Here is a 25,829-nt window from a genome sequence, read left to right as displayed (position 1 = left end):
GGCATCAGAATGACGCGACGCGCAGTAATTGTCGGGACCGGGCATTATCTCCCTGAACGCGTGGTCGAGAACGCGGAATTCGAAGCCACGCTGGATACGTCGGACGAATGGATTCGCAGCCGCTCCGGGATTGAGCGCCGCCATTTCGCCGCCGACGGCGAGACCACCTCCTTCATGGCCACCAAGGCCGCCGAAAAGGCGCTGGATGATGCCGGGCTGACCGCGGATGATATCGACGCCATCGTGGTGGCCACATCGACCGCCGATCTCACCTTCCCCTCTGCTGCCACCATGGTGCAGGCCCAGCTGGGCATGACCCGTGGCTTTGCCTTTGACGTGCAGGCGGTCTGCGCCGGGTTTGTCTATGCGCTGAGCAACGCCAATGCGCTGGTGGCCTCCGGGCAGGCCGAGAAGGTGCTGGTGATCGGGGCCGAGACCTTCAGCAAGATCATGGACTGGAGCGACCGCTCCACCTGTGTGCTGTTCGGCGATGGTGCCGGTGCGCTGGTTCTGGAGGCGCAGGACGGCGCAGGCACCAGTGCCGACCGTGGTATTCTGGCCACCGACCTCAATTCCGACGGCCGCTACAAGGATCTGCTTTATGTGGATGGCGGCGTTTCCACCCAGAACACCGGCCATCTGCGGATGCAGGGCAATCAGGTGTTCCGCCATGCGGTCGAGAAACTGGCCTCCACTGCCAATACCGCGCTGGAGCGCGCCGGCCTGACCGCCGCCGATGTCGATTGGATCGTGCCCCATCAGGCCAATATCCGCATCATCCAGGGCACCGCCAAGAAGATGGGCCTGCCGATGGAAAAGGTGGTGGTCACCGTGCAAGACCACGGCAATACCTCGGCCGCCTCGATCCCGCTGGCGCTGTCAGTGGGCAAGGAACGCGGCCAGATCAAACAGGGCGATCTGGTCGTCACCGAAGCCATCGGCGGCGGTCTGGCCTGGGGATCGGTTGTCCTGCGCTGGTAAGCGGCAAAGCCAGCCCGAGAAGCGGCGCGATTTTACGGGCGGAACTCCGCGATGCAATTCATTGATATTGACAGGGAAATTCCCCCCGCCCTATGCTTTGCCAAACAGCGGGGATAGTCATGGGCGAAAAAACACTAACACGAATGGATTTGAGTGAAGCGGTCTTCCGCGAGGTTGGCCTGTCGCGCAACGAAAGCGCGCAGCTGGTGGAAAGCATGCTTCAGCATATGTCTGACGCCCTGGTCCGTGGGGAACAGGTCAAAATTTCTTCATTCGGGACATTCAGCGTGCGCGATAAATCCGCCCGCGTTGGCCGCAACCCGAAGACCGGCGAAGAGGTGCCCATTCAGCCTCGCCGGGTTTTGACCTTTCGACCATCGCATCTGATGAAGGACCGGGTGGCAGACGGGAACCGTAAATAACGGTCAGTAACCACGGGACACACCACGCGATGTCAAAATCACCAGACGCCTTCCGCACCATCAGCGAAGTTGCGGAGTGGCTGGGGATCCAGGCGCATGTCTTGCGTTTCTGGGAAAGCAAATTCACCCAGATCAAACCGGTCAAACGCGCAGGCGGACGCCGGTACTATCGCCCTGCCGATGTGGAATTGATCAGCAGCATCAAGTACTTGCTGCACGACAAGGGGCTGTCCATCAAGGATGTGCAGGCGCTGTTGCGCGAACATGGCCCGGTCCATGTCGCCGCGATGGGCGGTGGCGCCCCGATAGATGCCGACACGGTTGAGGCGGACGCGGTCGAGGCGGACGCAATTGAGGCCACGGTCGCAGAGGCGCAGGACGAACCCGCCAGCGCGGAGCCGTCCGGGGGTGATCTTTTCTCCGACGCCGAGGCGCATGCGCCCGAGCCTGCAACCGCGCAGACGCCAGAGGCGGCAGCCGCCCCCGCTGTTGAGATGCCTGCTACGGACGTGCCCGCCACTGCGCCGATGGCCCCTGCCTCCGCCGCGCCTGTTGCGCCCGTAATGCCCGCAGCGCCCACCGCAGGTGGCCCGCCCGCGCCAGTGGTCGGCTCCGCAGCAACCTCACCGGTGGATGCCGGTCCGGTTGAGGTTGCCGCCTTCGACGCCGCCGCCGTGGCGCAGCCTTCCGATGCTGGCCCTGTCCCGGCGCAGCCCGAAACCGGCGCTGCCCCCCTGACGCCTGTGCAGCCTCAGGGCGCGGCACCAATGGCCCCACTGGCAGATGTTCCACCCGCCGCAGCTGCACCCGCTCCGACAGCGCCGCTTGCGGCGGAGCCTGCCATGGCGCCGATGGATCCGATTGACGCGGCTGTCGCGCAGACCGGTTCGGTCCACCCGCCTGCCGCACCGGTCAGCGAAACCGCCATCCCTGCCGCCGCCGAACCCACCAGCGATCTGCATGTCATGGCCGACGCCCCCGAGAGCGCGCCACAGGCAGATGGTCCTGCGGATGACCTCCCGCCGATGATGGACGCGGCCATGCCGCAGGCACCCGACGTTTCCGTGCCGGCGGATACCGCCGACGCGATCGCAGACCTGCCCCCGGCGGCGCCATCCGATGTTGCAGCGGAGCTGACCCAACCGGGCCTGCCGCTTGGTGAGGAAGAGGATGCGCTGCTGGATGCGCCTGTCGAGGCTGTGGCGGATGCGCCGGAGCAGGATCAGGCGCAGCTCTGGCCGGAGACGCCGGAGTCGCAAGACCCCGGCACCGTGGAGGTCGCCGAGGCTGCGGCACTCCCGCCGGTGGCGGCGGAAGGGAACAGGCTTGCCGAACCGTCAGCGGATCCGGCGCTGGAGGCGACAATCGAGATACCGGTTGCGAGTCCGGTTGAGGGTCCAGCGGACAGCCCGGTTGCCATGGCTCTGGACACAGATGCGGGCGCAGATGACAGCGCCGCGCCTGCGCCATATGCGCCTGACAGCACCATGTCTGATAGCGCCGCGCTGATGGCAGAACCGGGCGAGCCGGTGACAACGGTCGCGCCGGTGGAGCTGATAGCCGAGGCTGAGCCCGCGCCGCTCCTCGCACCTGAGCCTGAGCTCGAGCCTGAGCCTGAGCTCATCCCGGAGGTCGTGGAAGAGACTGCGGAAGACGCATCAATCGAGGCCGAGGCGCCGAATCTCTCTCCCTGGGGGGATGAGGAGCTTGCCTCGCCCGAGGTGGAAACGCCGGTTTCCATGGCAATGGCGCCTGCCGCCGATGAGGCCGAGGCCCCTGCCGGTGCTGGCGCGGATATATTTGCTGCCGACTCTGATGCGCCGATGGCCGAGACCCCCGCCGAGACGGATGCGCAAGATCCCGTGGTGTTTGATCAGGGCGACAGCCCGGCACCCGTGGTTGAGGCGCTGGACAGCGATCCCGCACTTGGCGATATGCCGCCGGACGCGCCTGCGGCGGAGGCCGTGCCAGAGGTCACAGTGCAGCCGCTGTCCGATCCTGAGGCCGATGTCGCACAGGAGGCTGCCGAGCCGGTAGCGACAACCGACTTTTTCGCTGGTGGCGATGTGTCAGATGACGCGCTGGCAGATGGCGATCTGATGGCGGGCGAACTGGCGGGCAGCGATCTGCTGACCGACGCAGCGGGTGATCATCTGCCCGACGACAATGAGGCCCCCTCGCCCGAGGATGTGCCGCTGGCCTTTGCCGATGCGGCGGAGACGCCGGACGCGGCCGCGCCTCCGGCTGACGTGCTGGATATGCCTGACCCGGTTGCCGATCGTGCCGATCTTGAGGCTGTGGCGGCACTGGAGGCGGGGCCGGAAGAGCTGCCAGATCTGGCTGAGGTTGCGGCCGAGGTTGAGGTTGCGGCTCCGGTTGCCCTGGAGGATCCACAGCTGGACGCGGGCATTGTCAGCGACCCGGTCTTGGCTGCGCCTGCGGTTGATGAGGATCTGTTGACCACGCCGGTGCAGGAGGATGCCGCGCTGCCGGAACCTGACCTGCCGGAACCTGACCTCGTGGAACCTGACCTTGCGGGACTTGGGGACGCAGGATTTGCGGCTGTCGCGCCGGAGCATCCCGAAGCGGAGGTCGCAGAACTGGCCACCGCTGACCCGGCATCCGAGGTGACCGAAGGCGCGGTTGAACCTATCGCGCCTGAGCCACATGACGAGGATGCGGCTGCGATGCCCGCGGGTGGCTCCGATATGGCTGCCACGGGCGAACTGAGCCTGCCGAGCGAATTGACCGCCCCTGTCGAACTGGGCGCGGCAACCGAATTGGCAGAGCCTGAAGAGCTGGCGCAGACCGCGCCGCTCGCAGAGCCTGTGGATGCGGCAACGCCGGACCAGGAGGCGATGGCCGAGGTCGCAGAGGTCACGGAGACGGCGCCACCGCTGGATGAACCGGCAGAGCCTGCCGCGCCGGTTTCCGCCCCGGCTGGGCAGGAATTTGTCGAACCCGATCTCCCCGCAGCCGATGTGGCCGAAGCGGACCTGCCCGCCGCTGATACATCTGCCGCTGACACCCCTACCGCCGACGGTCCCGCCGAGGCTGCGGCGCCGGAGCTTCGACCGCTGGTGATTGATATCCCCGATGAGGCGGAGCCGCGCGCTGCGCAGACCTCCGGCGCGCTGTCGCGGCTTGCGGGGATTGCGCAGCTGCCTGCGGATCATGTCAGACAGGCCCGCGCCTGTGCCGAGGCATTGCGGGCGCATCGGGGCGCTGCCTAGGGTCGCGTCACATTAATCTTGCGGAGGCGGCGAAATAATCTGGTTTTTTCGCTTGCCCCTGCCGGAAAAACGGGTAGAAACCAGCGCAACGGGCTATAGCGCAGCCTGGTAGCGCGTCCGTCTGGGGGACGGAAGGTCGCAGGTTCGAGTCCTGCTAGCCCGACCAAAATACCCCGCCTCGCAAGGGGCTAAAAAACGCCCGCCCCTCTCTGGGGTGGGTGTTTTTGTATCTGCCTTTCGTGCAAGGTATTGATAATAAAGCGTTGGGAGGATCGGGATGACATCAGAACCACGGCTCGTGAGCGGAGCGGCACAGGGCGTGCTGTCGGATCGCCAAATCCGCCAGATGATCACCGAGGCTGCGATTTCCGCTTCTTCTCCGATCCTGAATGACCAGATCCAACCGGCGAGCCTTGATCTGCGGCTGAGCGATTGTGCCTATCGGGTGCGAGCCTCCTTTCTGCCCGGTCTGGGGCGCACGGTGGCCGACCGGCTGGAGGATCTGACCATGCACCGGGTGGCGCTGACCGGTGGTGCGGTGCTGGAAAAGGGCTGCGTCTATGTGGTGCCGCTAATGGAGCGGATCCGTCTGCCCGAGGGAATGACGGCGGCGGCCAGCGCCAAATCCTCCATCGGGCGGCTGGATGTGATGACGCGGGTGATCACCGATCAGGGGGTGGAGTTCGACCGAGTCACCGATGGCTATGACGGGCCGCTTTATGCGGAAATCTGCCCGCAGAGTTTCTCTGTGGTGGTGCAGCCGGGGCAGCTGCTGACGCAGATCATCTTTCGTCAGGGGCGCACATTCCTCAGTGATGCGGAGCTGCGCGCGGTGCATGAGGCGACGCCGATTGTGTCGGGAACACCGGTTATCTCCGACGGTCTGGGCTTCTCCGTCGATCTTCGGCCTGAGCGGGGCGATCTGGTGGGATACCGCGCCAAACATCACACCGGTGTGGTCGATCTGTCAAAGCTCGGCCATTACGATCCGGCGGAGTACTGGGAAGAGGTCCGCACCACCAAGGGGCAGATCATTCTGGATCCCGGTGCATTCTACATTCTGGTGAGTCGCGAGGCGATTGCCATCCCGCCGGATTATGCTGCCGAAATGGCGCCCTATCTGGCGATGGTGGGCGAATTCCGGGTGCATTACGCGGGCTTCTTTGATCCCGGTTTTGGCTATGCTGCCGCTGGCGGGGCCGGATCGCGTGGCGTTCTGGAAGTGCGCTGCCATGATGCGCCCTTTGTGCTGGAGCACGGGCAGGTCGTGGGGCGGCTGGTCTACGAGAAGATGTCGGAAGTCCCCGAACAGCTCTATGGCGTTGATATCGCATCAAACTATCAGGGTCAGGGGCTGAAGCTATCAAAGCATTTCAAACCCCAAACCAAGGGCTGACGCCCTGACTGGGGGAGCCTGAGCCTAGAACCGTGGGGGTCGGGTATTGCGCCCGGTCAGGCGCGCCTTCTGGGCGGTTGCCTTGTCCTGTGGCAGCGGGCGCGCGGATTTTTCCGTGCCCTGCCCCTTGTCGCGCTTGGCGATTGCCCTGATCCCGGCGTTGACGCCTGCATTGACCGCGCGGCCCACAAGACGGCGCAGGATCATGTTGATCAACCGGTCTATGCTCATCTGCGTCACTCCTTGGCCCTGGGGTCTGTTGCACGCGGATCTCACCGCGTGCACCGGCAGTATCGCAGAGGTTTGCGGCCCTTTTGCGGCGCGGCGGCCTGCCCTCAGTCGCCAAAGAGTTCCGGCTGTTCCTCGACCTCGTCGCTGTCGCCGCGCCCGCCCAGAGGCAGGCTGCCCGGTGGCGGGCGGTTTTCCAGCAGACCTGCGGCGCGCAGCTCCTTGAGGCCGGGGAGATCACGCGCGCTTTCCAACCCGAAGTGATCGAGGAACGTGGGCGTCACCACAAAGGTCACCGGGCGGCCCGGTGTCATCTTGCGGCGGCCAAGGCGGATCCAGTCCATTTCCAGCAGTTGGTCGATGGTGCCGCGCGACACCGACACGCCGCGCACCTCTTCGATTTCGGCGCGGGTGACCGGCTGGTGATAGGCAATGATCGCAAGGGTTTCGATGGCCGCGCGTGAGAGTTTGCGGGTTTCGACCGTTTCCTTCTGCATCAGAAAGCCAAGGTCAGAGGCGGTGCGCAGCGCCCAGGCATCGCCGACGCGCACGATATTGACGCCGCGCCCGTCATAGCGTTTGCGCAGGTGCTCCAGCGCGGTGCCCGGTTCGCAGCCATGCGGCATCCGCGCCTCAAGATCGCGCACCGTCACCGGTTCGGCGCTGGCAAAGAGCACCGCTTCAACCATGCGCTCCTGTTCGGCCATGGGGGGCGCGTCGAAGAGGGTTTGGGTTTCCTCCGCAACAGTGTTCTGGCTGTGGTCGTCCATCAGGTATCCTTGTCACGAATGCGCAGCTGAATGGGCGCATAGGTCTCGCTCTGTCGCAGCTCCAGCCGGCCTTCTTTCACCAGTTGCAGCGAGGCGGCAAAGGTGGAGGCGGTGGCGGAGCGGCGTTTCATCGGGTCGGAGTGCCAGCCATCGGGCAGATAGGTCAGCATATCGGTCCAGCTGCCGGTGTAGCCGATCAGGTGGCGCATCCGTTCCAGCGCCGCCTCCATGGTAAAGATCGCCTCGCGGTCCAGCACGAAGGGGCGGAAATCATCGCGGGTGCGGATCCGGGCATAGGCCTGCATCAGGTCCAGGAGATTGGCCGAATAGCTGACGGTGCGGATGCGGGTCACATCCTCACCCTGACCACGGGCAAAGAAGTTGCGGCCCAGCTGATCGCGCGCCATCAGCCGCGCCGCGCTGTCGCGCATGGCCTGAAGCCGCTCCAGCTGGAAGGCCAGATGCGCCGCCAGCTCCTCACCGGAGGGGCCGTCCTCCGTCGGGTCGGGCGGCAGCAGCAGGCGGGATTTCAGATAGGCAAGCCAGGCCGCCATGACCAGATAATCGGCGGCCAGTTCGATACGCAGCTCATGGGCCTTTTCCACGAAACTGAGGTATTGGCGCGCCAGTTCCAGCACCGAAATGCGGCGCAGGTCGACCTTTTGCGTGCGCGAGAGCGACAAGAGCACGTCCAGCGGCCCCTCGTAGCCGTCAACGTCCACGATCAATGCTTCGGCCGCGAGCCGCTCCTCGACGCTGGTCGCGTCGTCGTCAAACAAAGTGTCAGCCATATACCTGTCCGCCCATGAGGGCTGATAGTTCGGCCTCGGCCGCGGTTATGTCAAGCGGGGCCGGAGCGCGGCGGGCGGCCTCGGCCTGTTCGGCGCGGGCCTGTGCAGCCACGCTCATCTGGCCCGAAGCCTCCGCCACCGCGGCGCGCTCATCCAGCGGGGCGTTGCAGAACAGGACCACATCGCAGCCTGCCGCCAGCGTGTCGCGGGCGATATCCTGCGGTGTGCCGCTCAGCGCCTTCATCGAGATGTCATCGCTCATGATCAGCCCGTCAAAACCGATGTCGGTGCGGATCATCTGCATGACGCGGGGCGACAGGGTGGCGGGGCGGCTGTCCAGCGCCTCATAGACCAGATGGGCGGTCATCCCCATCGGCAGGTCATTCAGCGCGGCAAAGGCGGCAAAATCCGAGCCGGTCAGCTGATCCAGCGGCGCGCTGATGCGGGGCAGGTCCTTGTGGCTGTCCAGCGTCGCGCGGCCATGGCCGGGGATATGTTTCACCACCGGCACGACGCCGCCATCCAGCAGGCCGTCGGCGGTGGCGCGGGCGCGGCGCACCACCGCCGCCAGATCGCTGCCGTAACAGCGGTTCTGGAGAAACGGGTGGGTATCGGGACCGGCCACATCGGCCAGCGGTGCGCAGTTGCTGTCGATGCCCAGCCCGCGCAGCTCCTCCGCGATCAGGCGGGCGCGCAGATACATGGCGCGATCCGCCCCTGCCCCGGCAGCCGCCGCGTGATCCAGCGCGGGCCGCCACTGGCGTGCCAGCGGCGGGCGCAGGCGCTGCACGCGGCCGCCCTCCTGATCTATGGTGATCAGACAGTTCCGGCCAACCGCCTCGCGCAGTTCATCACAGAGCGCGCGGGTCTGCTCGGCGCTGTCGATATTGCGGGCAAACAGGATGAAGCCAAAGGGATTGGCGCGGGCGAACAGCGCCTTTTCGGCGGCGCTGAGACGCAGACCTTCGGCATCTAGAATTGTGGCTCCGTAACGCATTGCGATCCTCTTGTGCTGGGGCGCTGATACACCAGTGTCGGGGGCGGCGCCATGGCCGGATGGGTCAAACTGGCAGCAGTTTGCCGGATGGAAAACGACAAACGCCCGGCTGGAGCCGGGCGCGGAGGTGTCGGGGGGAGGCCCATGTCCTAGCGGGTGGTCACGGGGATACAGTCGGCGTTGCCTGCCACCAGAGCGGAGCAGAAACGGCGCGCATCGGAGAGGTCGTCAAAGCCCATCGCGCGCAGGCGGTAGAAGGTGCGACCTCCGCTTTCCGCCTTTTGGATCACCCGTTTCTTGCCTTCCAGATAATCGGCGAAGCGTCCGTGGATGCGATCCCATTCGGCGCGCGCGACCTCGGCGCTTTCATAGGCGCCGAGCTGGGCCAGACGGGTGCCTGCGGGCAGGCTGTCGGGCGAGACATCCTGCGTGGTTTGCGCCACCGGCGCAGACGCTGTGGCGCGGCTTGGTGAAAAACGGGCGGGCCGCGCGGCGGGGCGCAGCGAGACGCGCACACCGGGGGCATTGCGCAGGGCTGCATTTGGCGCGGGCGCCACGGCCGCGACGCTCACGGCCTGTAGGGGTTGTGGCTGGACGATGGCCGGGGCTGTGGCGGAAGCCGACAGCTGTTCGGCGCCGCGCAGGGTCTCCTCCCCCAGAGGGGCGAAATCCTCGGTCAGCTCAGCCACCAGCGCGTCGATATCGCCGCCCTGATAGGCCGCGACCGCTTCGCTGGAGAGCCTGCCTGTATCGGCATTGGCCGCCGCAGCGGCATCAGCCGCGCCATCGCGGGTGTCGTTGATCCGCGCAGCACCGGTGGTGAGCGCCGCCTGCATGGGCTGGTCATCCTCGGTCAGCTCCACGTCCTGCGGCGCCAGTGTCAGCCGGTCGGCGGGAGTTTCGACATTGCCATTGGCGGCAACCGCATTGACGGCAAGCCCCTGATGATCGGCGGGCAGGCCGCCGGGGTTCTCGGGCTGCACCCGCAGCGGGCCTTCGACGGCGCGCACGACCGGCACGCCGCTGACATCGCGGGAAATCAGCTGGTAGCCCCAGAGACCGATGCCTGCGACCAATGCAAGCGAGGCCACGGCGCCAAGGACGCTGAACGCCTTGCTGAGGCCGGCGCGACCGGCCCCTGCCGTTTCCGGGCTAAATCCGTAGTCATCGTAGCGATGCCCCTGACCGGTGCCCGGCCCGCTATAGGCGTCCTGCGCGGAGGCACCATAGCTGGGCGCTGGCTGCTGATAGGGGCTGTAGGACTGCGCGCCTTGTCCGGGGGATGTATGGGGCTGCGCAAAATAGCCGCCCGCTGCCGGCTGCTGGGCCTGTGGCGCGGCGGCCGATGTCTGCGGATCGAATCCGAAGGGGTGTTTGGGCTGCGGATAGGGCAGATGCGCATCGGCAAAGGAAGGCTCCTGCCGGGTGCCCTGTGTTTCAGTGGCGGAGGCCGAAGAACGGTCCCCACCATTGGAATACGACTGGCCGTGACCTGCCTGCGTAAAATACGCCATTTCCGCCTCACTGCCCGCAGACGGCACGCAATGCGCCGATCCGGGTTTCTACTTGATGATCTGCCTCGATCCGGCGGCCTGGGCGATTTTAGCTATCGCATCTCCTGCGCCGGTGTGACCCCAAGAATACCAAGACCGGCAGAAATGACAATGGAAACGGACTTGGCCAGTGCCATTTTTGCATGTGTTGCAGATGGGTTGCTCTCGTTAACAAAACGTAAACCTTCGTTGGTTTTGCCAAGGTGATACAGCCCGTGCAGTTCCGAGGCGAGATCATAGAGATAGAAGGCAACCCGGTGCGGCTCGTGGGTGCGGGCGGCGATTTCCACCTGACGTGGCCATTCGGCCAGCTTCTTGGCCACCGCCAGCTGGGCGGAATCGTCCAGAAGCGACAGGTCGGCCGCGGCCAGCGTGGCCTCGTCGGTCGCAATCCCGGCCTCTGCCGCCTTGCGCAGGGTCGAGCAGATCCGCGCATTGGCGTATTGCACATAGAACACCGGGTTGTCCTTGGACTGCTCCAGCGCCTTGTCGAGGTCGAAATCGAAACCCTGATCGTTCTTGCGCGTCAGCAGCATGAAACGGGTGACATCGGCGCCGACGGCATCGACCACATCGCGCAGGGTAACAAAGGTCCCTGCCCGTTTGGACATCTTGAATTCCTGACCGTCCTTGAACAGCTTCACCAGCTGGCACAGCTTGATATCCAGCGGCACCCGGCCATCGGACAGCGCCGAAACCGCCGCCTTCATCCGTTTGACATAGCCGCCGTGGTCGGCGCCGAAAATGTCGATCAGCTCGTCAAAGCCGCGCTCAACCTTATCGTAGTGATAGGCGATGTCGGGCGCGAAATAGGTCCAGGAACCATCGGATTTCTTCACTGCCCGGTCAACGTCGTCGCCGTGATCAGTGGATTTGAACAAGGTCTGTTCGCGCGGCTCCCAATCGTCGGGTTTCTTGCCCTTCGGCGGTTCCAGCACGCCTTGATAGATCAGCCCCTTGGCGTCCAGCTCTTTCAGAGCGGCCTCGATCTTGCCGGTGCCGTAGAGGGATTTTTCCGAGTAGAACACATCCATCTCGATGCCAAGCTGGGCCAGATCCTCGCGGATCAGCTGCATCATCGCATCGGTTGCGAATTCGCGCACCTCGGCCAGCCAGACATCTTCGCCCTGGTCGACATAGGCATCGCCCACCTTGTCCTTCAGCGCCTGCCCGACGGGAACCAGATAGTCGCCCGGATAGGTGCCATCGGCAAAGGCCACGTCCTGCCCGTGTGCCTCGAGGTAGCGCAGGTAGACAGAGCGCGCCAGCACATCGACCTGACCGCCGCCGTCATTGATGTAATATTCGCGGGTGACGTCATAGCCGGCATAGGCCAGGAGCGCCGCCAGCGCATCGCCGAAGACCGCGCCGCGGGTGTGACCCACATGCAGCGGGCCGGTCGGGTTGGCGGAGACATATTCCACGTTCACCCGCTTGCCCGCGCCGACGTCCGAGCGGCCGAAATCCGTGCCTGCGTCCAGGACCGATTTCAGCACGCCCTGCCAGATGCCCGGAGCCAGCCGCAGGTTCAGGAAGCCTGGGCCTGCGACCTCAGCACTGGCGATCCGATCGTCCGCGGCCAGCTTCGCCGCCAGCGCCTCGGCGATGTCGCGCGGCTTCATCCTGGCGGGCTTGGCCAGCACCATCGCCGCATTGGTCGCCATGTCGCCATGGGCGGCATCGCGCGGCGGCTCCACCGCCACATTGGCAAAATCGAGCCCTTCGGGCAGCGCGCCCTCGCCGGTCATGGCGGTCAGGCTGTCGATCACGAGCGAGCGGATATCGGTAAAGAGGTTCATATCTGGCGTCCCAACTGTTCAGCACAGCGGATACCGGGGGCGGCAGGAAGGGTCAACAGGATTGCAGAACCCATCACCATCAGCAGCCGGAGCGCCCCGGAGAATTCCCGTTTCCCGGTCAATTCTCCGGGTGAAGAAAATTGCGCGCGGGGCGAGGTTACGCGATATGCGCACCAAGGCGCGGCAGGTCAGGCAACCGGTACATCACGGGCCGGCAGACGGCCCCATCTGGTGATCTGATACCGGCGCAGCGAGGCGACATAATAGGGGTCGCGCAGAATCAGACGCTCAACCTCATCGCGGCTGGCCGCCTCGACATTCCAGATCGCCCCCGGAAAATCCTGCTCGGGCCGCATCGCCAATGCGCCGCCGATCTGCAATTCGGGATGGGCGCGTACATATGCGATATGCGCATCCCGGCGCGGGCGATCCGCGCGGATCCGCGCCATCTCTGGCGCATCCTGAAAGGTCACGGTCCAATGCGTCATGCCATTGCTTGCCATGGCGGCCTCTTGCATCTGCGATTGCGGTTCTGGGCGTCTGCCCCATGAAACCGCATCGGACCTGCCTCAGGATAGTGCCAGTTGGCGTCAGCGTTACCGCCAGTCGCAGCGCAGCCCGCGCCTATTGCCCGGCTTGCAGATCCGCCGCAGCGGCAGCGGCCTCAGCGGGGAACAGGCGGCGGTGCTCCTGCAATGCAAAGCGGTCGGTCATGCCTGCGATGTAATCCGACACGATCCGGGCCAGAGCGGTTTCATCAGCGGCGGCGGCGATATCGCCCTGCCAGCGCGCGGGCATCTCTGCCGGATGGTTGAGGAAATGCGGAAACAGCGCCTCCACCACCTTGGAGACCTCAGCGCGTTTGCGCATCACGCTGGGCGCGCGGTACATGCGGGTGAAGAGAAAGGCGCGGATTTCCTTCAGGTCAGCCCAGAGCGCATCGGAGAACACCACCACGGGCGCGCCCAGGGCACGCACATCCTCGACGCTTTGCGCGCCGCTGGCAGCAAGACGGGCGCGGGCGCCGTCGATCACATCGCTGACCATCACGCCAAAGACCCGCCGCAGCGCCTCATGCCGGCGGCGGCGCGCGTCAAGGCCGGGATAACGGCGATCCACCGCCTGATAGGCCGGACCGATCACCGGCAGCTCGGCAATATCGGCATCGGTGAACAGCCCGGCGCGCAGACCGTCGTGCAGGTCGTGGTTGTTATAGGCGATGTCATCGGCCAAGGCCGCAACCTGCGCCTCGGCGCTGGCATGGGTGTGCAGCTCCAGATCCAGCGCCGCATTGCATTCGGCCAGCGCCCAGGGCAGATCGCCCACAACCGGACCATTATGTTTGGCAATCGCCTCAAGGGTTTCCCAGGTGAGATTCAGCCCGTCGAATTCGGCGTAATGCCGTTCCAGCGAGGTGACGATGCGGATGGCCTGCGCATTGTGATCAAAGCCACCATAGGGGGCCATCAGCGCATGCAGAGCATCCTCGCCGGTGTGGCCGAAGGGCGTGTGCCCCAGATCATGCGCCAGCGCCACCGCCTCGGTCAGCTCCTGATTGAGCCGAAGTGCGCCCGCTATGGTCCGCGCCACCTGCCCCACCTCGATCGAATGGGTGAGCCGGGTGCGATAATTGTCGCCTTCATGTTCGACAAAGACCTGGGTTTTGTGTTTCAGCCTGCGAAAGGCGCTGGCGTGGATGATCCGGTCACGGTCGCGCTGATAGGGGGAGCGGAAACTGCTTTCTTCTTCGGGGACTTGGCGGCCACGGCTACGGTCGGGCATGGTCGCATAAGGCGCGTAGGTCACTAATCTTTTCCCCAGTCAATCTTGTCCCTGTGGCGTCACCTTTCTATATTATGAACTCAGCTGCAACACGGCAGTGATCACCGTATTGGGAGACCAGAGATGCAATTGCCTCCAAAAGTGACCGAGCGCGCCTTTGCCCGGCTGGCCGAAATCGGCGCGGCCGATCAGGGTCAGGCGCTGCGCGTGGCTGTCGAAGGCGGCGGCTGTTCCGGGTTTCAGTACGAAATTGCACTGGATGCCCCGCAGGCCGATGACCTGATCCTTGAGGGTCAGGGGCAGAAGGTGGTGGTGGATGAGGTCTCGCTGCCCTTTCTGGAAAACGCGGTGATCGACTTTACCGAAGAGCTGATTGGCGCGCGGTTTGTGATCAACAACCCCAATGCCACCTCAAGCTGCGGCTGCGGCACCTCGTTTTCGATGTAAAACGCCCGCAGGGGCTGCATGACCATCGGTTTGCACTAAGTGATGCTGGCCGCGCGGTGCCCTGCGGACCAGATCCGTGATCTGCTGCCATATGGCCGGAGCGTCGCCGCTAAACGGGCTGGCGCGTTTTGATCACGGCGACAGGCTGAGCCCCCCTGCCCCGATCCGTCGATATCGGGCGTGACAGTCCCCCGCCCTGCTGAAGATCTGCCAGAACGCCTCGAATGCGGGGGTGCTGTTTTGCAGGTTCCGCAACTGTTTGCGGGCGTCGGGACCGGAGTGCGCCGCCATATGGCTGAGGGCATCCTGCCAGAGTGCGGGTGCTGTCCGGCCGGGTCCAGCGCCTGCCTCCATCAGCCAGACCGACAGCGGCGCCAGCAGACTGCGGGTGGCGGGGGCGGCGATATGCAGGGCCTGCCCGGCGCCTGCGGGGAGCCGGCAGGCGGGCTCGGCTTTCCGGCCCACCGCAGTTACCTGCTGCCACCACAGCGTAACGAAACAAGCGTGATAGCCATCCATGCGCCCGTCAAACCCGTCTGGTGTCAGGGTAAACTGCGCGGTCGCGTGGCTGAGCAGCTGCTCCCAATAGGGCGGAGGCGTCGCGCCGGCATAGCGCAGGGCAATGCAGATCTCGGCCAACAGGTCCAGATCCTGATCAAGGCAGGCCAACAGCCCGGCGTAGGTCAGGCTTTGCAGGGCGCGGGCGTCCAGCCCCGGATCCCGGCGCCCGTAATCGGAGAGGTAGAACACGATATGGGTCAGCTCGTAGGCAGCCTTGCGATTGGGAATCGCAAAGGTCGCGCTGCGGCGGGTGAAACGGCGCAGCCGGTCCGCAAGCCCAGGATCAACCGGCAGCGCAATGCCACGGCGGGCCAGTAACTGCTGTGCCTCAGCGCGTTGCAGATCCGACAGTTCCGCCTCCACGAGACCCTGAGCCGCGGCCCAATGTGCCAGCTCCGATGCGGCGGCGGGCGTGCCGGTCAGATCTTCGTAGTCGAGGCAGATCGACAGGATAAAGCGATAATATTGCGGGAAAAACCGCAGTTGGCGCGTGGCGCCGTCACAGAAGGGGCGCAGGGGGGACAGCGCCGCCTCGCCGCCGATCCCCCCTGCGCCTGCCGGTCCCCCGGCCCGCTGCTGCATCACCCGCAGCAGGCTCAGCAGTTCTGCGTTCTCCTTCAGCCAGTAGACCTCCTGCGGCCGGCGCCGGTGGCAGGCAAAGCTCTCGACCCATGTTGCAGCCGATGTACCCGGCGCCGTGCCCCGCCGCCCCGGTCCAGAGGGAGGCGGATGGTCGGGCGGGCCATCTGCGGACGCGCGGGTTTCGGCGTCCGGGATCTTGAAAGGCAGGATGATGGTCATGGTTGAAGCACCAAGTTGGAACGCGCCCTGTGCCCGTCAGCCGTCAGACAGGCTGCCGGGGGGCTGGCTCATCGCGGCTTAGCTGCCGGAGGAGAACAAGCCGGTGGCCGCGCCGGTGGTGGTGGCGCCATCGGCCTGCGGGGCGGAACCGGAGGAGAACAGCGCGGTGCCTGCGCCCGCAACCAGATTGCCGTCGTCCTCGCGGCAGATCGAACCGGAGGAGAACATCTCGATCCCGTCCCCGGCATGAAGTTCGCCGGTATGAAGCTCCGCCGCCGCAGGTGTCGACGGCTGTGCAAAGAGGTCGTGGCGCAAGGTTGAAGTGGTCATGGATCGTCTCCCGCTCTAGGTGAAAAACACCCGTCGACGATCGGCACGGGATGCCTGTTTCGCAACTGATAAACACGCCTATCGGTTGTTTTTCTGATAGGTCCACGGTTTAGGAACGAGCGTCAATCCGTTGATCCTGAACCGAATGGCAGGTTCTGCACAGGTTAGCCACAGAGCTATCCACAACCGCAGACGCACAAAGCATAAGCAGACCGTCAGGCGATGATTTTGCAGAGCTGCAAATCACCCGGCAGCCGGGAGGGCGAGACCGAGCGGATCGCGTGCTGCTGATTCGCTGCTGTCGCCGGGGCGCGCCCTTGCCCCCTCGCCCGGATTGCGCGATAGATCAGGCGCCCCGCTGCGGGCCATTGAGGCAGGAGACCGGATATGAAAATCGCCACCTTCAACATCAACGGCATCAAGGCCCGCATCCATGCGCTGCCGGAATGGCTGGATGAGGCGCAACCCGATGTGGTGGTGCTGCAGGAGATCAAATCGGTCGATGAGGCCTTTCCGCGTGAGCTGTTCGAGGACCGGGGCTACAATGTCGAAACCCATGGCCAGAAGAGTTTCAACGGGGTGGCGATCCTGTCGAAGCTGCCGCTGGAGGATGTGCGGCGCGGCCTGCCGGGAGATGACAGCGACGAACAGGCGCGCTGGATCGAGGCAACCGTGGTGGGCAAACAGGCGATCCGCATCTGCGGGCTTTATCTGCCCAATGGCAACCCGGTTGAGCTGGACGCAGATGGACAGCCGGTCGACGGCGGCAAATACGCCTATAAACTGGCCTGGATGGAGCGGCTGCGGCAGCGGGCCAAGGATCTGCTGGCCGAGGAAATGCCCGCGCTGATGGCCGGGGATTACAATATCATTCCGCAGGCCGAAGACGCCAAGACGCCCGAAGCCTGGAAAGACGACGCGCTGCACCGCCCCGAAAGCCGGGCGGCATTCCAGCGGATTGTCGCACTCGGCTTTACCGAAGCGTTCCGCGCCCGCCATCAGGGGCCGGGGCATTATTCGTTCTGGGATTATCAGGCCGGGGCCTGGAACCGCGATAACGGCATCCTCATCGACCATTTCCTGCTGAGCCCGCAGGCCGCCGATCTGCTGCGCGACTGCCAGATCGACAAGGAGGTGCGCGGCCGCGACAAACCGTCAGACCATGTGCCGGTCTGGGTTGATCTGGACCTATAGGCGGATAAGGCAGCGGCCTGAGTGCCGGGTCGCGGGCGATCCGGCGGATTGACCGGGGTCAGCCCTAACGGCGCGCGGGCTGCTGATATCGGCCGGCCCCTGAGGTCCGCAAAGATTTCATCTCGGCACGGACAACTCCGCACAAAAAACAAAGGGCGCATCGTTTCCGATGCGCCCGAATATCATCTCAGCAGATACCCCCGCAGGGGCAAAGCTTAGGCGAGAGCCAGATTGGCTGCGCTTTCGCGGCCATCACGACCGGCTTCGATATCGAATGTGACTTTCTGGTCGTCATTCAGTGTGGTCAGGCCTGCGCGCTCAAGCGCCGAGATATGCACAAACACATCTCTGCTACCGCCCTCGGGGGCGATAAAACCAAAACCTTTAGTAGAGTTGAACCATTTTACGGTGCCATTAGCCATCGTAAGTCTCCTTAAAAATGCCACCCGCGGAATGCGGCAGCTCGGCCAGTCAGTGCAAGATCGCATCGCTGAGCCGTAAGGAGCAGAAAAGTCGATAGAGATAACCTAACCCGACCTCCCTACCTGCCTTTGTGCAACTAAGCAAGCAGCAACTGCGGATTGTTGCGCACGAGGGTTTGCGAATGCGCCAGCTCCAGCTCCAGCGCCGCGCCCCAGGTTCTGACGGCCTGCCCGCCGGTCAGGCCAGCGTGGTGACGGGGCCGCCGGTGCCGGGGTCGTTTTCGGTCGGGGCCGCGCTGTCGCCGGTAACGTCATGGCCGTAAATCCAGTCGAATTGCTGCACCATGCGCTGGGGCGCGAGGCGACCGCCAAGGCGCAGGATCTGATGCGCAGGCCAGGCCAGCGGCTGGCGCAGGTGGTATTTCCAGGCATTGCCGGTGGCGGCATCGACAACCCGGGCGGTGCGGTCGTGGCGGCGCGCCTGATAGGCGGCCAGACCGGCCTCGGTGGTCTTGGCGGTGCGCAGGGCATCAACCAGCACCCAGGCATCCTCAAGCGCGAGGTTCGCACCCTGCGCCATGAACGGCAGCGTGGGATGCGCGGCATCGCCCATGATCGCCAGCGCGCCCTTGTGCCAGACTTCGGCCACCGGATGGCGGAACAGCCCCCAGAGCGCCACCTGATCGACCTGCCCCAACAATTCTGCGGCAGCGCCACCAAAGCCCTGGAAGGCGGCGCGCAGGTTTTCGGGGTCATCCTGCTGATGCCAGCCCTCATCCGCCCAGGTCTTGCGTTCCTGCACCGCGACGATGTTCATCAGGCTGCTGTCGCGCAGCGGATAGGTGGCCAGATGGCGACCCGGCCCCATGAAGACCTGCGCCTCGGCCGGGTGATTGTGAAGATTGGCAACCGTAGCGCGCCAGGCCACCTGCCCGGTAAAGCGCGGTTTGGCCACGCCGTTCAGCGCGGCGCGCGCCTTGGAGTGCAACCCGTCTGCGCCGATCACCAGATCGCCGCCGCATTGCGCGCCATTGGCCAGATGCACCACCGGCCGGGCGCCGCAGCTGATGCGGTCGACCTTCTGCAACAGGCGCACCTTGACGCCGCTGCGACGTGCGGCATCAGCCAGCAGGTTGATCAGATCGGCGCGGTGGACAAAGTAGAAATTCCGCCCCGGCGCATATTGGTCGAGATCGAGACGCAGCACCTCCCGCCCCCGCCGGTGGCTGCGCAGAACCACCGCACGGGCGCGCGGCGCAGTCCAGGCGAGATCATCGGCCAGCCCCAGCGCCCGCAGAACCGCGACACCATTGGGGCTGATCTGAATGCCCGCGCCGACCTCGGTGATCGCCTCGGCCTGTTCGAGGACCGTGACCTCGGCGCCCTGCTGGCTGAACGCCAGTGCCGCCGCCAGCCCACCGATGCCCGCGCCGATGATGGTGATTTTCCGGTCTGTCAGTCTCATGCTGTCCCGCTGTCTGCACGCCGACCGGTCCGTTCTGGCCAGGCGATACCCCCAGATAACCGAAAAACGCCGGAGCGACAGGCCCCGGCGTTGTGATTTTTTTCACAAATGCAAGAAAATCAGTCGTCGCGGTGGACTTTTTCGCGCCGCTCATGGCGTTCCTGTGCCTCAAGGCTCATCGTGGCGATGGGCCGGGCGTCCAGACGCTTGAGCGAAATCGGTTCACCGGTGACTTCGCAATAGCCGTATTCGCCTTCGTCGATGCGGCGGATCGCGGCGTCGATCTTGGCGACCAGTTTGCGCTGACGGTCCCGGGTGCGCAGTTCCAGCGCGCGGTCCGTTTCCTCGCTGGCGCGGTCGGCAACATCGGGAATATTGCGGGTATTGTCCTGCAACCCCTCGATGGTGTCACGGCTTTCGGCCAGGAGTTCCTGTTTCCAGTCATAGAGCTTACGACGGAAATACTCCTGCTGCCGGTCATTCATGAAGGGTTCATCTTCAGCCGGACGATAATCATCCGGCAGGAACACGTCTTGCTTCATTTCGCTACCTTTGGTTTGCCCCATACTGCCGGTCTTCCTCGGTATTGTTTACAAACTCAGCGGCTCCCCCCGCATGCCGCAGCGTTTATCCCCTGCGCAGGCGATTGTCACTACACAATAGTACGCACAAAGGGTTAAAACCTGCATAAGAGCGCCCCCAGGGGTTTCAGCGAGGCAACGAGGCAGGAAAGACATGCAGTTTCAGGGCACTAAGGATTATGTCGCGACCGAAGATCTGAAAATCGCGGTCAATGCCGCGGTCACTCTGGAGCGGCCGCTGCTGGTGAAGGGCGAGCCGGGCACCGGCAAGACCGAGCTGGCGCGGCAGGTGGCGGATGCGCTGGGACTGCGGATGATCGAATGGAACGTGAAATCCACCACCCGTGCGCAGCAGGGGCTGTATGAATACGATGCGGTCAGCCGGCTGCGCGACAGTCAGCTGGGCGACGAGCGGGTGCATGACGTCAGGAACTACATCAAGAAAGGCAAGCTCTGGGAGGCCTTTGAGGCCGACGAGAAGGTCGTTCTGCTGATTGACGAAATCGACAAGGCCGATATCGAGTTCCCGAACGACCTGTTGCAGGAGCTCGACAAGATGGAGTTCCATGTCTACGAAACCGGCGAGACGATCCGGGCCAGGCAGCGCCCGATCATGATCATCACCTCCAACAATGAAAAGGAACTGCCGGACGCGTTTCTGCGTCGGTGCTTCTTTCACTACATCCAGTTTCCCGATGCCGAAACCATGCGCAAGATCGTCGAGGTGCATCATCCCGGTATCAAGGACAGCCTGCTGACCACCGCGCTGACGCAGTTCTACGAGATCCGCGATACGGCCGGGTTGAAGAAGAAACCTTCGACCTCGGAGGTGCTGGACTGGCTGAAGCTGCTCTTGGCCGAGGATCTGAGCGCAGAAGATCTGAAGCGCGATGGCGCGGATGCGCTGCCGAAACTGCATGGCGCGCTGCTGAAGAACGAACAGGATGTGCATCTGTTTGAGCGACTCGCCTTTATGGCGCGGGGACGTCGCTGAAGGCCAGCCGCGCAGGATCAGACCAGAGGCCCGCCCCTTGTTGCGGGCCTTTTTTGTCCTTGCCTCCGTATCAGACGGGCTGTTGCTCTTCTGGTCGTAGATAGGCCTGCGCTGTCTGCTTCAACAGAAGCCGCAGCTTGCGCGGGCGCCCTTCGATGGCAAAGTGCACGACCTGCTCCAGACAGTTCAGCTGTTTGAGCCGTTGCGGGACGTTATGATGGGTGCCGGGCATCACATAGTGGCGAAGCGTGTCGCGCCGGGGAAAACGGTCCCGTTGCGTTGCCTCGCGGCCATGTCGCCCGTGGATGACAGTGTAATCCGTGCCGTCGCGAAAATGATCGGCAGCAGATTTCACCTCGTAATGCGAGATCCGGTTGCGATAGGCCGCCCAGCGTGTTTCGTCAGGCACGATATCGGGGTGGATCGAAATCTGCGGCGCAAAGGCGAGAACGGCGTCTATGCGGGTAACGGAGGATGCGACGATGGCGCTGAAGCCGCCCATGGAATGGCCCATCGCAATCACACGGGTGGCGCCGCATATCGCGCGGTAACTCTCAATTTCGGCACCGATGCGGCTCAGAAGACCCGGCGTGTTCAGCCAGCTTCGCTGCGGATCCGCGATGAACAGGGTGTTGTGGCGGCCATTTCCCGTCGCGCTTCGCGCGAATTCATAAGGCGGGCAGGTTTCGGCATCCTTGCCAATCCCTGAAAAACACACGACGAGCCTGTCGCCGGGACCGCGATGCGCCCATGTGACCAGATCATCGCAGGACAGCCGGGGTGTGATCGTAAGCTGTGATGGAGGCACGTCCGCTCCCTGATTACTGAGCGTTGTTTACGGTGCTCACGCATGGTGCGCGGCGACGCGACGGGGTTGGTAAGGGGGCGGCACATACACCGGCCTGCTGACGGCTGAGTGCGCCAGTGGGCTGGACCGGCGCCTATGCCGCGTCTTCCGTCTGCGGTGCGGGGGGGGCACCGCGGGGTTGCCCCGTCGGCCTGCCCTGCCCGCATGGAAGCGGTCACAAGGTCAATACGCCTCGCGCAGGAAGCGTTCGACGCGCTCGGGGTCATCCTCGATCATGCGCAAGAGGATGCGGGCGGGGCGTTCCGGCAGGCGGCGACCCTGTTCCCAGTTGCGCACCGAGCCGAGGCGAAAGCCGAAGTGGCTGCAAAAGCGTTCCTGCGACATGCCGAGGGTCTTGCGCAGGCGCACGACATCCACCATCGGCACCTCGCGGGTTGCGATGGTCTCCAAGGGCGTCTTGCCGGAGATGTCCTCCTGCATCTGTTTGAGCGCCATGGCGTCGCGGTCCGCTTCGCTTTGCTGGCGGATACGGCTGCCGGTTCGACGCCGTGCGTGATGCTCTGCCCGATGCTCTGCCATGTCAGTTGCCCTCCTTCAATAGTGCCTTGATCCGGGATTTGACCACATCCAGGGCCAGATCCCGCACTGCCCGTGCCCCCTGCGCCATCAAGCCGGACAGCCGCGGATCGGGCTGTCGGCGGTGGATCCGCAGCACATAGACCATCATCAGATCAGGGCTGGCCTGATGGATGCGGTAGCGCAGCGCCAGATCCCCGGCGACATGGGTGTAATCTTCATCCGTCTTGCGCCCGATGGTGGGGTCGCGCACCAGGGTTGCGATCAGCCGGGCCAGCTCATCCTCGTCCAGATAGGCGTGGATGGCGTCCTCGACCGCGACCGGGGTGATGCGATAATCCACCCGCAGGCATTTCTGTGTCTCTTTGCGTATATACGCCATTGGCGTAGCCTTTTCAACCTGTCTCTGCGTTCCGTCACCGCTGGCAGAGTTGATCGGACCCGCCGTGATGCACAACCTCTGTCTGCATCAACAGAGACGCACCGCCCGCGGCGCGGGCGAAATTTTGCCGTCAATGTGATGCCGGGTAGCTCTTCTCATTGTCACACCGCTGCGATAAGGCCAGCCATAACATTGATTTTTAACCCTGTCTTGGCACAAGCTGGGGCGATCGCGCCGCAGGAGATATCGCTTGTTCACATTCCGGCCCCCCATCGCGGCCCCGCGCAAGCCTGCCAGCGGCAGCAGCGGCCCGGCGGCTGCCCCGTCCCGCGTGTTCCGGCGCGGCTGCGCCGCGCTGGTGCTGCTCGCCACACTGGCGGGATGTGGCACCGGAAGCGCCCCCCCGGCCCCCGGTCACCGCGGCGCGGCCACGGCGGCGCTGGCCCCGGCCAAGAGCTTTGCCCGTGCCCATCCAGTGGCGCCGCAGCGGGCCAACAGCGATATCGCACGGGATTTCCTGGATCTGCATTTCCAGCTCGAAGGCGGCACCGAACTGCCTGTGTTTACCCGGTTTGAAACTCCGATCACGCTGCGCGTCACCGGCCAGCCGGGCAGCGGGCTGACCCGCGATCTGGAGGCGTTGCTGCTGCGGCTGCGCCGAGAAGCGGGGCTGGACCTGCGGCAGCTGACCACCGGGGCGGCCAATATCACCATCGAAGCCGTGCCGCGCAAGGCGATCCGCCGCGCCTCGCCCCGGGCGGCCTGTTTCGTGGTCCCCAACGTCAGCTCGCTGGCGGAGTATCGCCGCTATAAGCGCCATCCGCGCACCAATTGGGCCAATCTGCGCGCCCGTCAGCGGCTGGCGATTTTTGTGCCGAATGATGTCAGCCCGCAAGAGACCCGCGACTGCCTGCACGAAGAGCTGGCGCAGGCGATCGGGCCGCTGAACGATCTCTACCGGCTGCCGGATTCGGTGTTCAACGATGACAATATCCATACGGTACTGACCGGGTTTGACATGCTGATCCTGCGGCTGGGCTATGCGCCCGAGCTGCGTACCGGCATGACACGGGCCGAGGTGGCCGCGCGCCTGCCTGCCATTCTGGCACGGCTGAACCCGGCAGGTGCCGGGCGCGCCGCGGCGCCACTGCCGCGCACCTCTCGGGACTGGATCCGCGCGACCGAGGCGGCGCTGACACCGGGCACTGGTCGCGGCACCCGTTTGCAGGCCGCCCATCGCGGCGCCGCCATTGCCCGCGATCTGGGCTGGCAGGATCACCGGCGGGCGTTCAACCACTATGTGCTGGGGCGCATTTTGCAGCGGGACGAGCCGGAGCTGGCGCAGCAGCATTTCGAGACCGCGCTGATCTATTTGCAGGGGCGCTATGACAGCCCGCTGCTGCGCGCGCAGATCGCCAGCCGCATGGCGGCCTTTGACATCGTGCGCGGCGACGGCGCCAGCGCCCTGGCGCGGATCCGCCCTGCCCTGCCGGTGGCAGCGCGCGGCGAGAATGCGGTGCTGTTGTCAAGCCTGATGCTGCTGGAGGCCGAGGCGCTGCTGCTGGAGGGGCAAACTGACGCTGCCTATGCGGTCAGGCTGGACAGTCAGGGGTGGGCGCGATACGGGTTTGGCCCGGATTGGGCGGTCCGGGGGGCAATGCGCGAAATCGCAGCCCTGGCGCCGCCGCAATAACCACAGCTGAGGGGCGCACCGGCTTGACCCGGCCCGCGGCGGCCCCACCTGAGACCTGAACACTCTAACATACGGACATTGGCATGATCGTAATCGGCGCATTGATCATTGGCGCATTCCTGGGGGCCCGTACGGCCCAGAAACGCGGCGGCAGCTTGGCGGACAAACTGCAATATGGCGCTGCATACGCCATTGTTTTTGGTATTCTGGGGATGTTTGCAACCATCCTTGCGGACCGCGCCCTGCTCTGACGCGGGGCTATGGGCCGCGACATGACCGCCTGATCAGCCCTGAGGGAGACCCCGATGTTTCAGCCCTTCTTTGAAAACCTGCGCAAAGCGGCGGTTCCGGTATCCCTGCGGGAGTATCTGACCTTTCTCGATGGGATGAAGGCCGGGCTGGCGACCTATGATATCGACGCTTTCTACTATCTGGCGCGCGCCGCCATGGTGAAAGATGAGCGCAATATCGACAAATTCGACCGTGCCTTTGCCACGACATTCTCGGGACTGGAGGCGATCCCCGCCGAGGCGGTGATGCAGGCCGTGGATATCCCCGAGGAGTGGATCCGCAAGATGGCGGAAAAGCATCTGAGCGAGGAAGAGCGCCGCGAAATCGAGGCGCTTGGCGGGTTTGAAAAACTGATGGAAACCCTGAAAGAGCGGCTGAAGGAACAGGAAGGCCGCCATCAGGGCGGCAACAAGTGGATCGGCACCGCTGGCACCTCGCCTTTTGGCGCCTATGGCTACAATCCCGAAGGCGTGCGCATCGGCCAGAAGGAAAGCCGCCACCAGCGCGCCGTGAAGGTCTGGGACAAGCGCGAGTTCAGGAACCTCGACGGCGATGTCGAACTGGGCACCCGCAACATCAAGGTGGCGCTGAAACGGCTGCGCCGCTGGGTGCGCGAGGGCGCTGCCGAGGAGCTGGACCTCTCCGGCACCATCCGCGCCACCGCCGAACATGGCTATCTGGATGTGAAGACCCGGCCCGAGCGGCACAATGCGGTGAAGGTGCTGCTGTTTCTGGATGTCGGCGGGTCGATGGATCCGCATATCAAGGTGGTGGAGGAGCTGTTCTCGGCGGCGCGCAGCGAGTTCAAGCATCTGGAATATTTCTATTTTCACAATTGCCTCTATGAAGGGGTCTGGCGCGACAACCGCCGCCGCTGGGAGGCGCAGATCCCCACCCATGAGGTGCTGCGCACCTATGGGCCGGACTATAAATGTATCTTTGTCGGCGATGCCTCGATGTCGCCTTATGAAATCGCCTATCCCGGCGGCGCCAATGAGCATTGGAACCCGCAGGCAGGTCAGGTCTGGCTGGAGCGGGCGCGGGCGCAGTGGTCCTCACATCTGTGGATCAACCCGGTGCCGGAGGCCTATTGGGGCCATACCCATTCGATCCAGATGATCCGGGAGATTTTCGAGGATCAGATGGTGCCGATGACATTGGCGGGACTGGAGCGCGGCATGCGGGAGCTGACGCGCTAGGCCCGGCAGCCCGCACAGGCCACGCGCGGCGAAAGCTTGCCAAGTCACCCTGCCTCGGGTAGACCAAGCGCCAGAGAATTGGAGAGTTTATGTCCTGGTGAAGAAGGGGCGGCAGAGGCCACCCCGGTTTGCA

26 protein-coding genes and 1 tRNA gene are annotated in these 25,829 nt (G+C 64.5%); 11 read left to right on the top strand and 16 right to left on the bottom strand.

All coding sequences use genetic code 11. The annotated features are described in order from the left end of the window. Nucleotides 1-9 precede the first annotated feature (9 nt). From WLQ66_RS04530 to WLQ66_RS04510, 5 genes are all read left to right on the top strand, one after another. Nucleotides 10-981: a beta-ketoacyl-ACP synthase III gene (locus WLQ66_RS04530; protein ID WP_340545189.1), complete on the top strand. Its 972-nt coding sequence runs from the start codon at nt 10-12 to the stop codon at nt 979-981. Nucleotides 982-1,100: 119 nt separating this feature from the next. Beyond that, nucleotides 1,101-1,403, top strand: coding sequence for an integration host factor subunit alpha (gene ihfA / locus WLQ66_RS04525; RefSeq protein WP_008207184.1), 303 nt, complete (start codon nt 1,101-1,103; stop codon nt 1,401-1,403). A 29-nt stretch (nt 1,404-1,432) separates the two neighbouring features. Next, nucleotides 1,433-4,636, top strand: a complete 3,204-nt coding sequence (locus WLQ66_RS04520; RefSeq protein ID WP_340545188.1) for a MerR family transcriptional regulator — start codon at nt 1,433-1,435, stop codon at nt 4,634-4,636. A gap of 89 nt (nt 4,637-4,725) precedes the next feature. Further along, nucleotides 4,726-4,802 (top strand) — tRNA-Pro (locus WLQ66_RS04515). A gap of 111 nt (nt 4,803-4,913) precedes the next feature. Then, on the top strand, nt 4,914-6,032 hold the full coding sequence (locus WLQ66_RS04510) for a 2'-deoxycytidine 5'-triphosphate deaminase (RefSeq protein ID WP_340545187.1): 1,119 nt from the start codon (nt 4,914-4,916) through the stop codon (nt 6,030-6,032). A gap of 24 nt (nt 6,033-6,056) precedes the next feature. On the opposite strand, the gene WLQ66_RS04505 is transcribed toward WLQ66_RS04510, so the two are convergent. The 8 genes from WLQ66_RS04505 to WLQ66_RS04470 form a co-directional block, all read right to left on the bottom strand. Further along, on the bottom strand, nt 6,057-6,263 hold the full coding sequence (locus tag WLQ66_RS04505) for a hypothetical protein (RefSeq protein ID WP_340545186.1): 207 nt from the start codon (nt 6,261-6,263) through the stop codon (nt 6,057-6,059). Nucleotides 6,264-6,367: 104 nt separating this feature from the next. Beyond that, on the bottom strand, nt 6,368-7,030 hold the full coding sequence (gene scpB / locus WLQ66_RS04500; RefSeq protein WP_340545185.1) for an SMC-Scp complex subunit ScpB: 663 nt from the start codon (nt 7,028-7,030) through the stop codon (nt 6,368-6,370). After that, nucleotides 7,030-7,821, bottom strand: coding sequence for a segregation and condensation protein A (locus WLQ66_RS04495; RefSeq protein ID WP_340545184.1), 792 nt, complete (start codon nt 7,819-7,821; stop codon nt 7,030-7,032). The genes scpB and WLQ66_RS04495 overlap by 1 nt, the downstream gene beginning before the upstream one ends. Continuing rightward, a complete protein-coding gene (gene nagZ, locus WLQ66_RS04490; RefSeq protein ID WP_340545183.1) occupies nt 7,814-8,818 on the bottom strand; it encodes a beta-N-acetylhexosaminidase in 1,005 nt (334 codons plus the stop codon). Before nagZ ends, WLQ66_RS04495 begins: the two co-directional genes overlap by 8 nt. A gap of 149 nt (nt 8,819-8,967) precedes the next feature. Next, nucleotides 8,968-10,332 (bottom strand): SPOR domain-containing protein, encoded by a 1,365-nt coding sequence (locus tag WLQ66_RS04485; RefSeq protein WP_340545182.1) that lies wholly within the window; start codon nt 10,330-10,332, stop codon nt 8,968-8,970. Between the two features lie 92 nt (nt 10,333-10,424). Then, on the bottom strand, nt 10,425-12,170 hold the full coding sequence (gene argS / locus WLQ66_RS04480; RefSeq protein WP_340545181.1) for an arginine--tRNA ligase: 1,746 nt from the start codon (nt 12,168-12,170) through the stop codon (nt 10,425-10,427). A 188-nt stretch (nt 12,171-12,358) separates the two neighbouring features. Then, entirely contained in the window at nt 12,359-12,673 is a 315-nt protein-coding gene (locus WLQ66_RS04475) for a YciI family protein (RefSeq protein ID WP_061048797.1), read from the bottom strand. A gap of 121 nt (nt 12,674-12,794) precedes the next feature. Beyond that, complete coding sequence (locus WLQ66_RS04470) at nt 12,795-13,976, bottom strand: deoxyguanosinetriphosphate triphosphohydrolase (protein ID WP_340545180.1); 1,182 nt, start codon at nt 13,974-13,976, stop codon at nt 12,795-12,797. A gap of 99 nt (nt 13,977-14,075) precedes the next feature. Here WLQ66_RS04470 and WLQ66_RS04465 point away from each other — a divergent pair, with 99 nt between their 5' ends. Next, nucleotides 14,076-14,399 (top strand): HesB/IscA family protein, encoded by a 324-nt coding sequence (locus WLQ66_RS04465; RefSeq protein WP_014874225.1) that lies wholly within the window; start codon nt 14,076-14,078, stop codon nt 14,397-14,399. 132 nt (nt 14,400-14,531) lie between these two features. Here WLQ66_RS04465 and WLQ66_RS04460 read toward each other — a convergent pair whose 3' ends face one another. Then, a complete protein-coding gene (locus WLQ66_RS04460) occupies nt 14,532-15,761 on the bottom strand; it encodes a DUF6902 family protein (protein WP_340545179.1) in 1,230 nt (409 codons plus the stop codon). 78 nt (nt 15,762-15,839) lie between these two features. Beyond that, the gene (locus tag WLQ66_RS04455) at nt 15,840-16,091 is read right to left on the bottom strand and encodes a hypothetical protein (RefSeq protein WP_340545178.1); all 252 of its coding nucleotides are present in this window, start codon (nt 16,089-16,091) and stop codon (nt 15,840-15,842) included. Between the two features lie 387 nt (nt 16,092-16,478). Between WLQ66_RS04455 and xth the strand changes: the two genes are divergently transcribed. Further along, nucleotides 16,479-17,285 (top strand): exodeoxyribonuclease III, encoded by an 807-nt coding sequence (gene xth / locus WLQ66_RS04450; RefSeq protein WP_340545177.1) that lies wholly within the window; start codon nt 16,479-16,481, stop codon nt 17,283-17,285. Nucleotides 17,286-17,500: 215 nt separating this feature from the next. Here the strand turns inward: xth and WLQ66_RS04445 are convergent, their stop codons facing one another. From WLQ66_RS04445 to dksA, 3 genes are all read right to left on the bottom strand, one after another. Further along, complete coding sequence (locus WLQ66_RS04445) at nt 17,501-17,707, bottom strand: cold-shock protein (protein ID WP_014874221.1); 207 nt, start codon at nt 17,705-17,707, stop codon at nt 17,501-17,503. 238 nt (nt 17,708-17,945) lie between these two features. Further along, a complete protein-coding gene (locus WLQ66_RS04440; RefSeq protein WP_340545176.1) occupies nt 17,946-19,172 on the bottom strand; it encodes an FAD-dependent monooxygenase in 1,227 nt (408 codons plus the stop codon). Between the two features lie 119 nt (nt 19,173-19,291). After that, entirely contained in the window at nt 19,292-19,714 is a 423-nt protein-coding gene (gene dksA / locus WLQ66_RS04435; RefSeq protein ID WP_340545175.1) for an RNA polymerase-binding protein DksA, read from the bottom strand. Nucleotides 19,715-19,907: 193 nt separating this feature from the next. Here dksA and WLQ66_RS04430 point away from each other — a divergent pair, with 193 nt between their 5' ends. Further along, nucleotides 19,908-20,747: an AAA family ATPase gene (locus WLQ66_RS04430; protein ID WP_340545174.1), complete on the top strand. Its 840-nt coding sequence runs from the start codon at nt 19,908-19,910 to the stop codon at nt 20,745-20,747. Between the two features lie 70 nt (nt 20,748-20,817). Here the strand turns inward: WLQ66_RS04430 and WLQ66_RS04425 are convergent, their stop codons facing one another. The 3 genes from WLQ66_RS04425 to WLQ66_RS04415 form a co-directional block, all read right to left on the bottom strand. Next, nucleotides 20,818-21,555: a hypothetical protein gene (locus tag WLQ66_RS04425; RefSeq protein WP_340545173.1), complete on the bottom strand. Its 738-nt coding sequence runs from the start codon at nt 21,553-21,555 to the stop codon at nt 20,818-20,820. Between the two features lie 222 nt (nt 21,556-21,777). Further along, nucleotides 21,778-22,134 carry a helix-turn-helix domain-containing protein gene (locus WLQ66_RS04420; RefSeq protein WP_340545172.1) on the bottom strand — a complete coding sequence of 119 codons (357 nt, stop codon included), beginning with the start codon at nt 22,132-22,134 and terminating at the stop codon, nt 21,778-21,780. A gap of 1 nt (nt 22,135) precedes the next feature. Further along, on the bottom strand, nt 22,136-22,513 hold the full coding sequence (locus tag WLQ66_RS04415; protein ID WP_340545171.1) for a hypothetical protein: 378 nt from the start codon (nt 22,511-22,513) through the stop codon (nt 22,136-22,138). 331 nt (nt 22,514-22,844) lie between these two features. On the opposite strand from WLQ66_RS04415, the gene WLQ66_RS04410 reads away from it, so the two are divergent. The 3 genes from WLQ66_RS04410 (at nt 22,845) to WLQ66_RS04400 (ending at nt 25,696) form a co-directional block, all read left to right on the top strand. Next, nucleotides 22,845-24,206: a DUF2927 domain-containing protein gene (locus tag WLQ66_RS04410; protein ID WP_374015624.1), complete on the top strand. Its 1,362-nt coding sequence runs from the start codon at nt 22,845-22,847 to the stop codon at nt 24,204-24,206. 83 nt (nt 24,207-24,289) lie between these two features. Next, entirely contained in the window at nt 24,290-24,457 is a 168-nt protein-coding gene (locus WLQ66_RS04405; RefSeq protein ID WP_340545170.1) for a hypothetical protein, read from the top strand. Between the two features lie 54 nt (nt 24,458-24,511). Next, nucleotides 24,512-25,696: a vWA domain-containing protein gene (locus WLQ66_RS04400; RefSeq protein ID WP_340545169.1), complete on the top strand. Its 1,185-nt coding sequence runs from the start codon at nt 24,512-24,514 to the stop codon at nt 25,694-25,696. Nucleotides 25,697-25,829: the final 133 nt, after the last annotated feature.

This window comes from Phaeobacter sp. A36a-5a, assembly GCF_037911135.1.
In the GTDB taxonomy this organism is placed as follows: Bacteria; Pseudomonadota; Alphaproteobacteria; order Rhodobacterales; family Rhodobacteraceae; genus Phaeobacter; species Phaeobacter bryozoorum.
This window is presented reverse-complemented; position numbering and strand designations above follow the sequence as displayed.

Excerpts from the sequence above, each read along its gene's own strand:
- WLQ66_RS04530 (WP_340545189.1), top strand. The coding sequence starts at position 10 with ATGACGCGACGCGCAGTAATTGTCGGGACCGGGCATTATCTCCCTGAA.
- ihfA (WP_008207184.1), top strand. The coding sequence starts at position 1,101 with ATGGGCGAAAAAACACTAACACGAATGGATTTGAGTGAAGCGGTCTTC.
- WLQ66_RS04520 (WP_340545188.1), top strand. The coding sequence starts at position 1,433 with ATGTCAAAATCACCAGACGCCTTCCGCACCATCAGCGAAGTTGCGGAG.
- WLQ66_RS04510 (WP_340545187.1), top strand. The coding sequence starts at position 4,914 with ATGACATCAGAACCACGGCTCGTGAGCGGAGCGGCACAGGGCGTGCTG.
- WLQ66_RS04505 (WP_340545186.1), bottom strand. The coding sequence starts at position 6,263 with ATGAGCATAGACCGGTTGATCAACATGATCCTGCGCCGTCTTGTGGGC.
- scpB (WP_340545185.1), bottom strand. The coding sequence starts at position 7,030 with ATGGACGACCACAGCCAGAACACTGTTGCGGAGGAAACCCAAACCCTC.
- WLQ66_RS04495 (WP_340545184.1), bottom strand. The coding sequence starts at position 7,821 with ATGGCTGACACTTTGTTTGACGACGACGCGACCAGCGTCGAGGAGCGG.
- nagZ (WP_340545183.1), bottom strand. The coding sequence starts at position 8,818 with ATGCGTTACGGAGCCACAATTCTAGATGCCGAAGGTCTGCGTCTCAGC.
- WLQ66_RS04485 (WP_340545182.1), bottom strand. The coding sequence starts at position 10,332 with ATGGCGTATTTTACGCAGGCAGGTCACGGCCAGTCGTATTCCAATGGT.
- argS (WP_340545181.1), bottom strand. The coding sequence starts at position 12,170 with ATGAACCTCTTTACCGATATCCGCTCGCTCGTGATCGACAGCCTGACC.
- WLQ66_RS04475 (WP_061048797.1), bottom strand. The coding sequence starts at position 12,673 with ATGGCAAGCAATGGCATGACGCATTGGACCGTGACCTTTCAGGATGCG.
- WLQ66_RS04465 (WP_014874225.1), top strand. The coding sequence starts at position 14,076 with ATGCAATTGCCTCCAAAAGTGACCGAGCGCGCCTTTGCCCGGCTGGCC.
- WLQ66_RS04460 (WP_340545179.1), bottom strand. The coding sequence starts at position 15,761 with ATGACCATCATCCTGCCTTTCAAGATCCCGGACGCCGAAACCCGCGCG.
- WLQ66_RS04455 (WP_340545178.1), bottom strand. The coding sequence starts at position 16,091 with ATGACCACTTCAACCTTGCGCCACGACCTCTTTGCACAGCCGTCGACA.
- xth (WP_340545177.1), top strand. The coding sequence starts at position 16,479 with ATGAAAATCGCCACCTTCAACATCAACGGCATCAAGGCCCGCATCCAT.
- WLQ66_RS04445 (WP_014874221.1), bottom strand. The coding sequence starts at position 17,707 with ATGGCTAATGGCACCGTAAAATGGTTCAACTCTACTAAAGGTTTTGGT.
- WLQ66_RS04440 (WP_340545176.1), bottom strand. The coding sequence starts at position 19,172 with ATGAGACTGACAGACCGGAAAATCACCATCATCGGCGCGGGCATCGGT.
- dksA (WP_340545175.1), bottom strand. The coding sequence starts at position 19,714 with ATGAAGCAAGACGTGTTCCTGCCGGATGATTATCGTCCGGCTGAAGAT.
- WLQ66_RS04430 (WP_340545174.1), top strand. The coding sequence starts at position 19,908 with ATGCAGTTTCAGGGCACTAAGGATTATGTCGCGACCGAAGATCTGAAA.
- WLQ66_RS04420 (WP_340545172.1), bottom strand. The coding sequence starts at position 22,134 with ATGGCAGAGCATCGGGCAGAGCATCACGCACGGCGTCGAACCGGCAGC.
- WLQ66_RS04415 (WP_340545171.1), bottom strand. The coding sequence starts at position 22,513 with ATGGCGTATATACGCAAAGAGACACAGAAATGCCTGCGGGTGGATTAT.
- WLQ66_RS04405 (WP_340545170.1), top strand. The coding sequence starts at position 24,290 with ATGATCGTAATCGGCGCATTGATCATTGGCGCATTCCTGGGGGCCCGT.
- WLQ66_RS04400 (WP_340545169.1), top strand. The coding sequence starts at position 24,512 with ATGTTTCAGCCCTTCTTTGAAAACCTGCGCAAAGCGGCGGTTCCGGTA.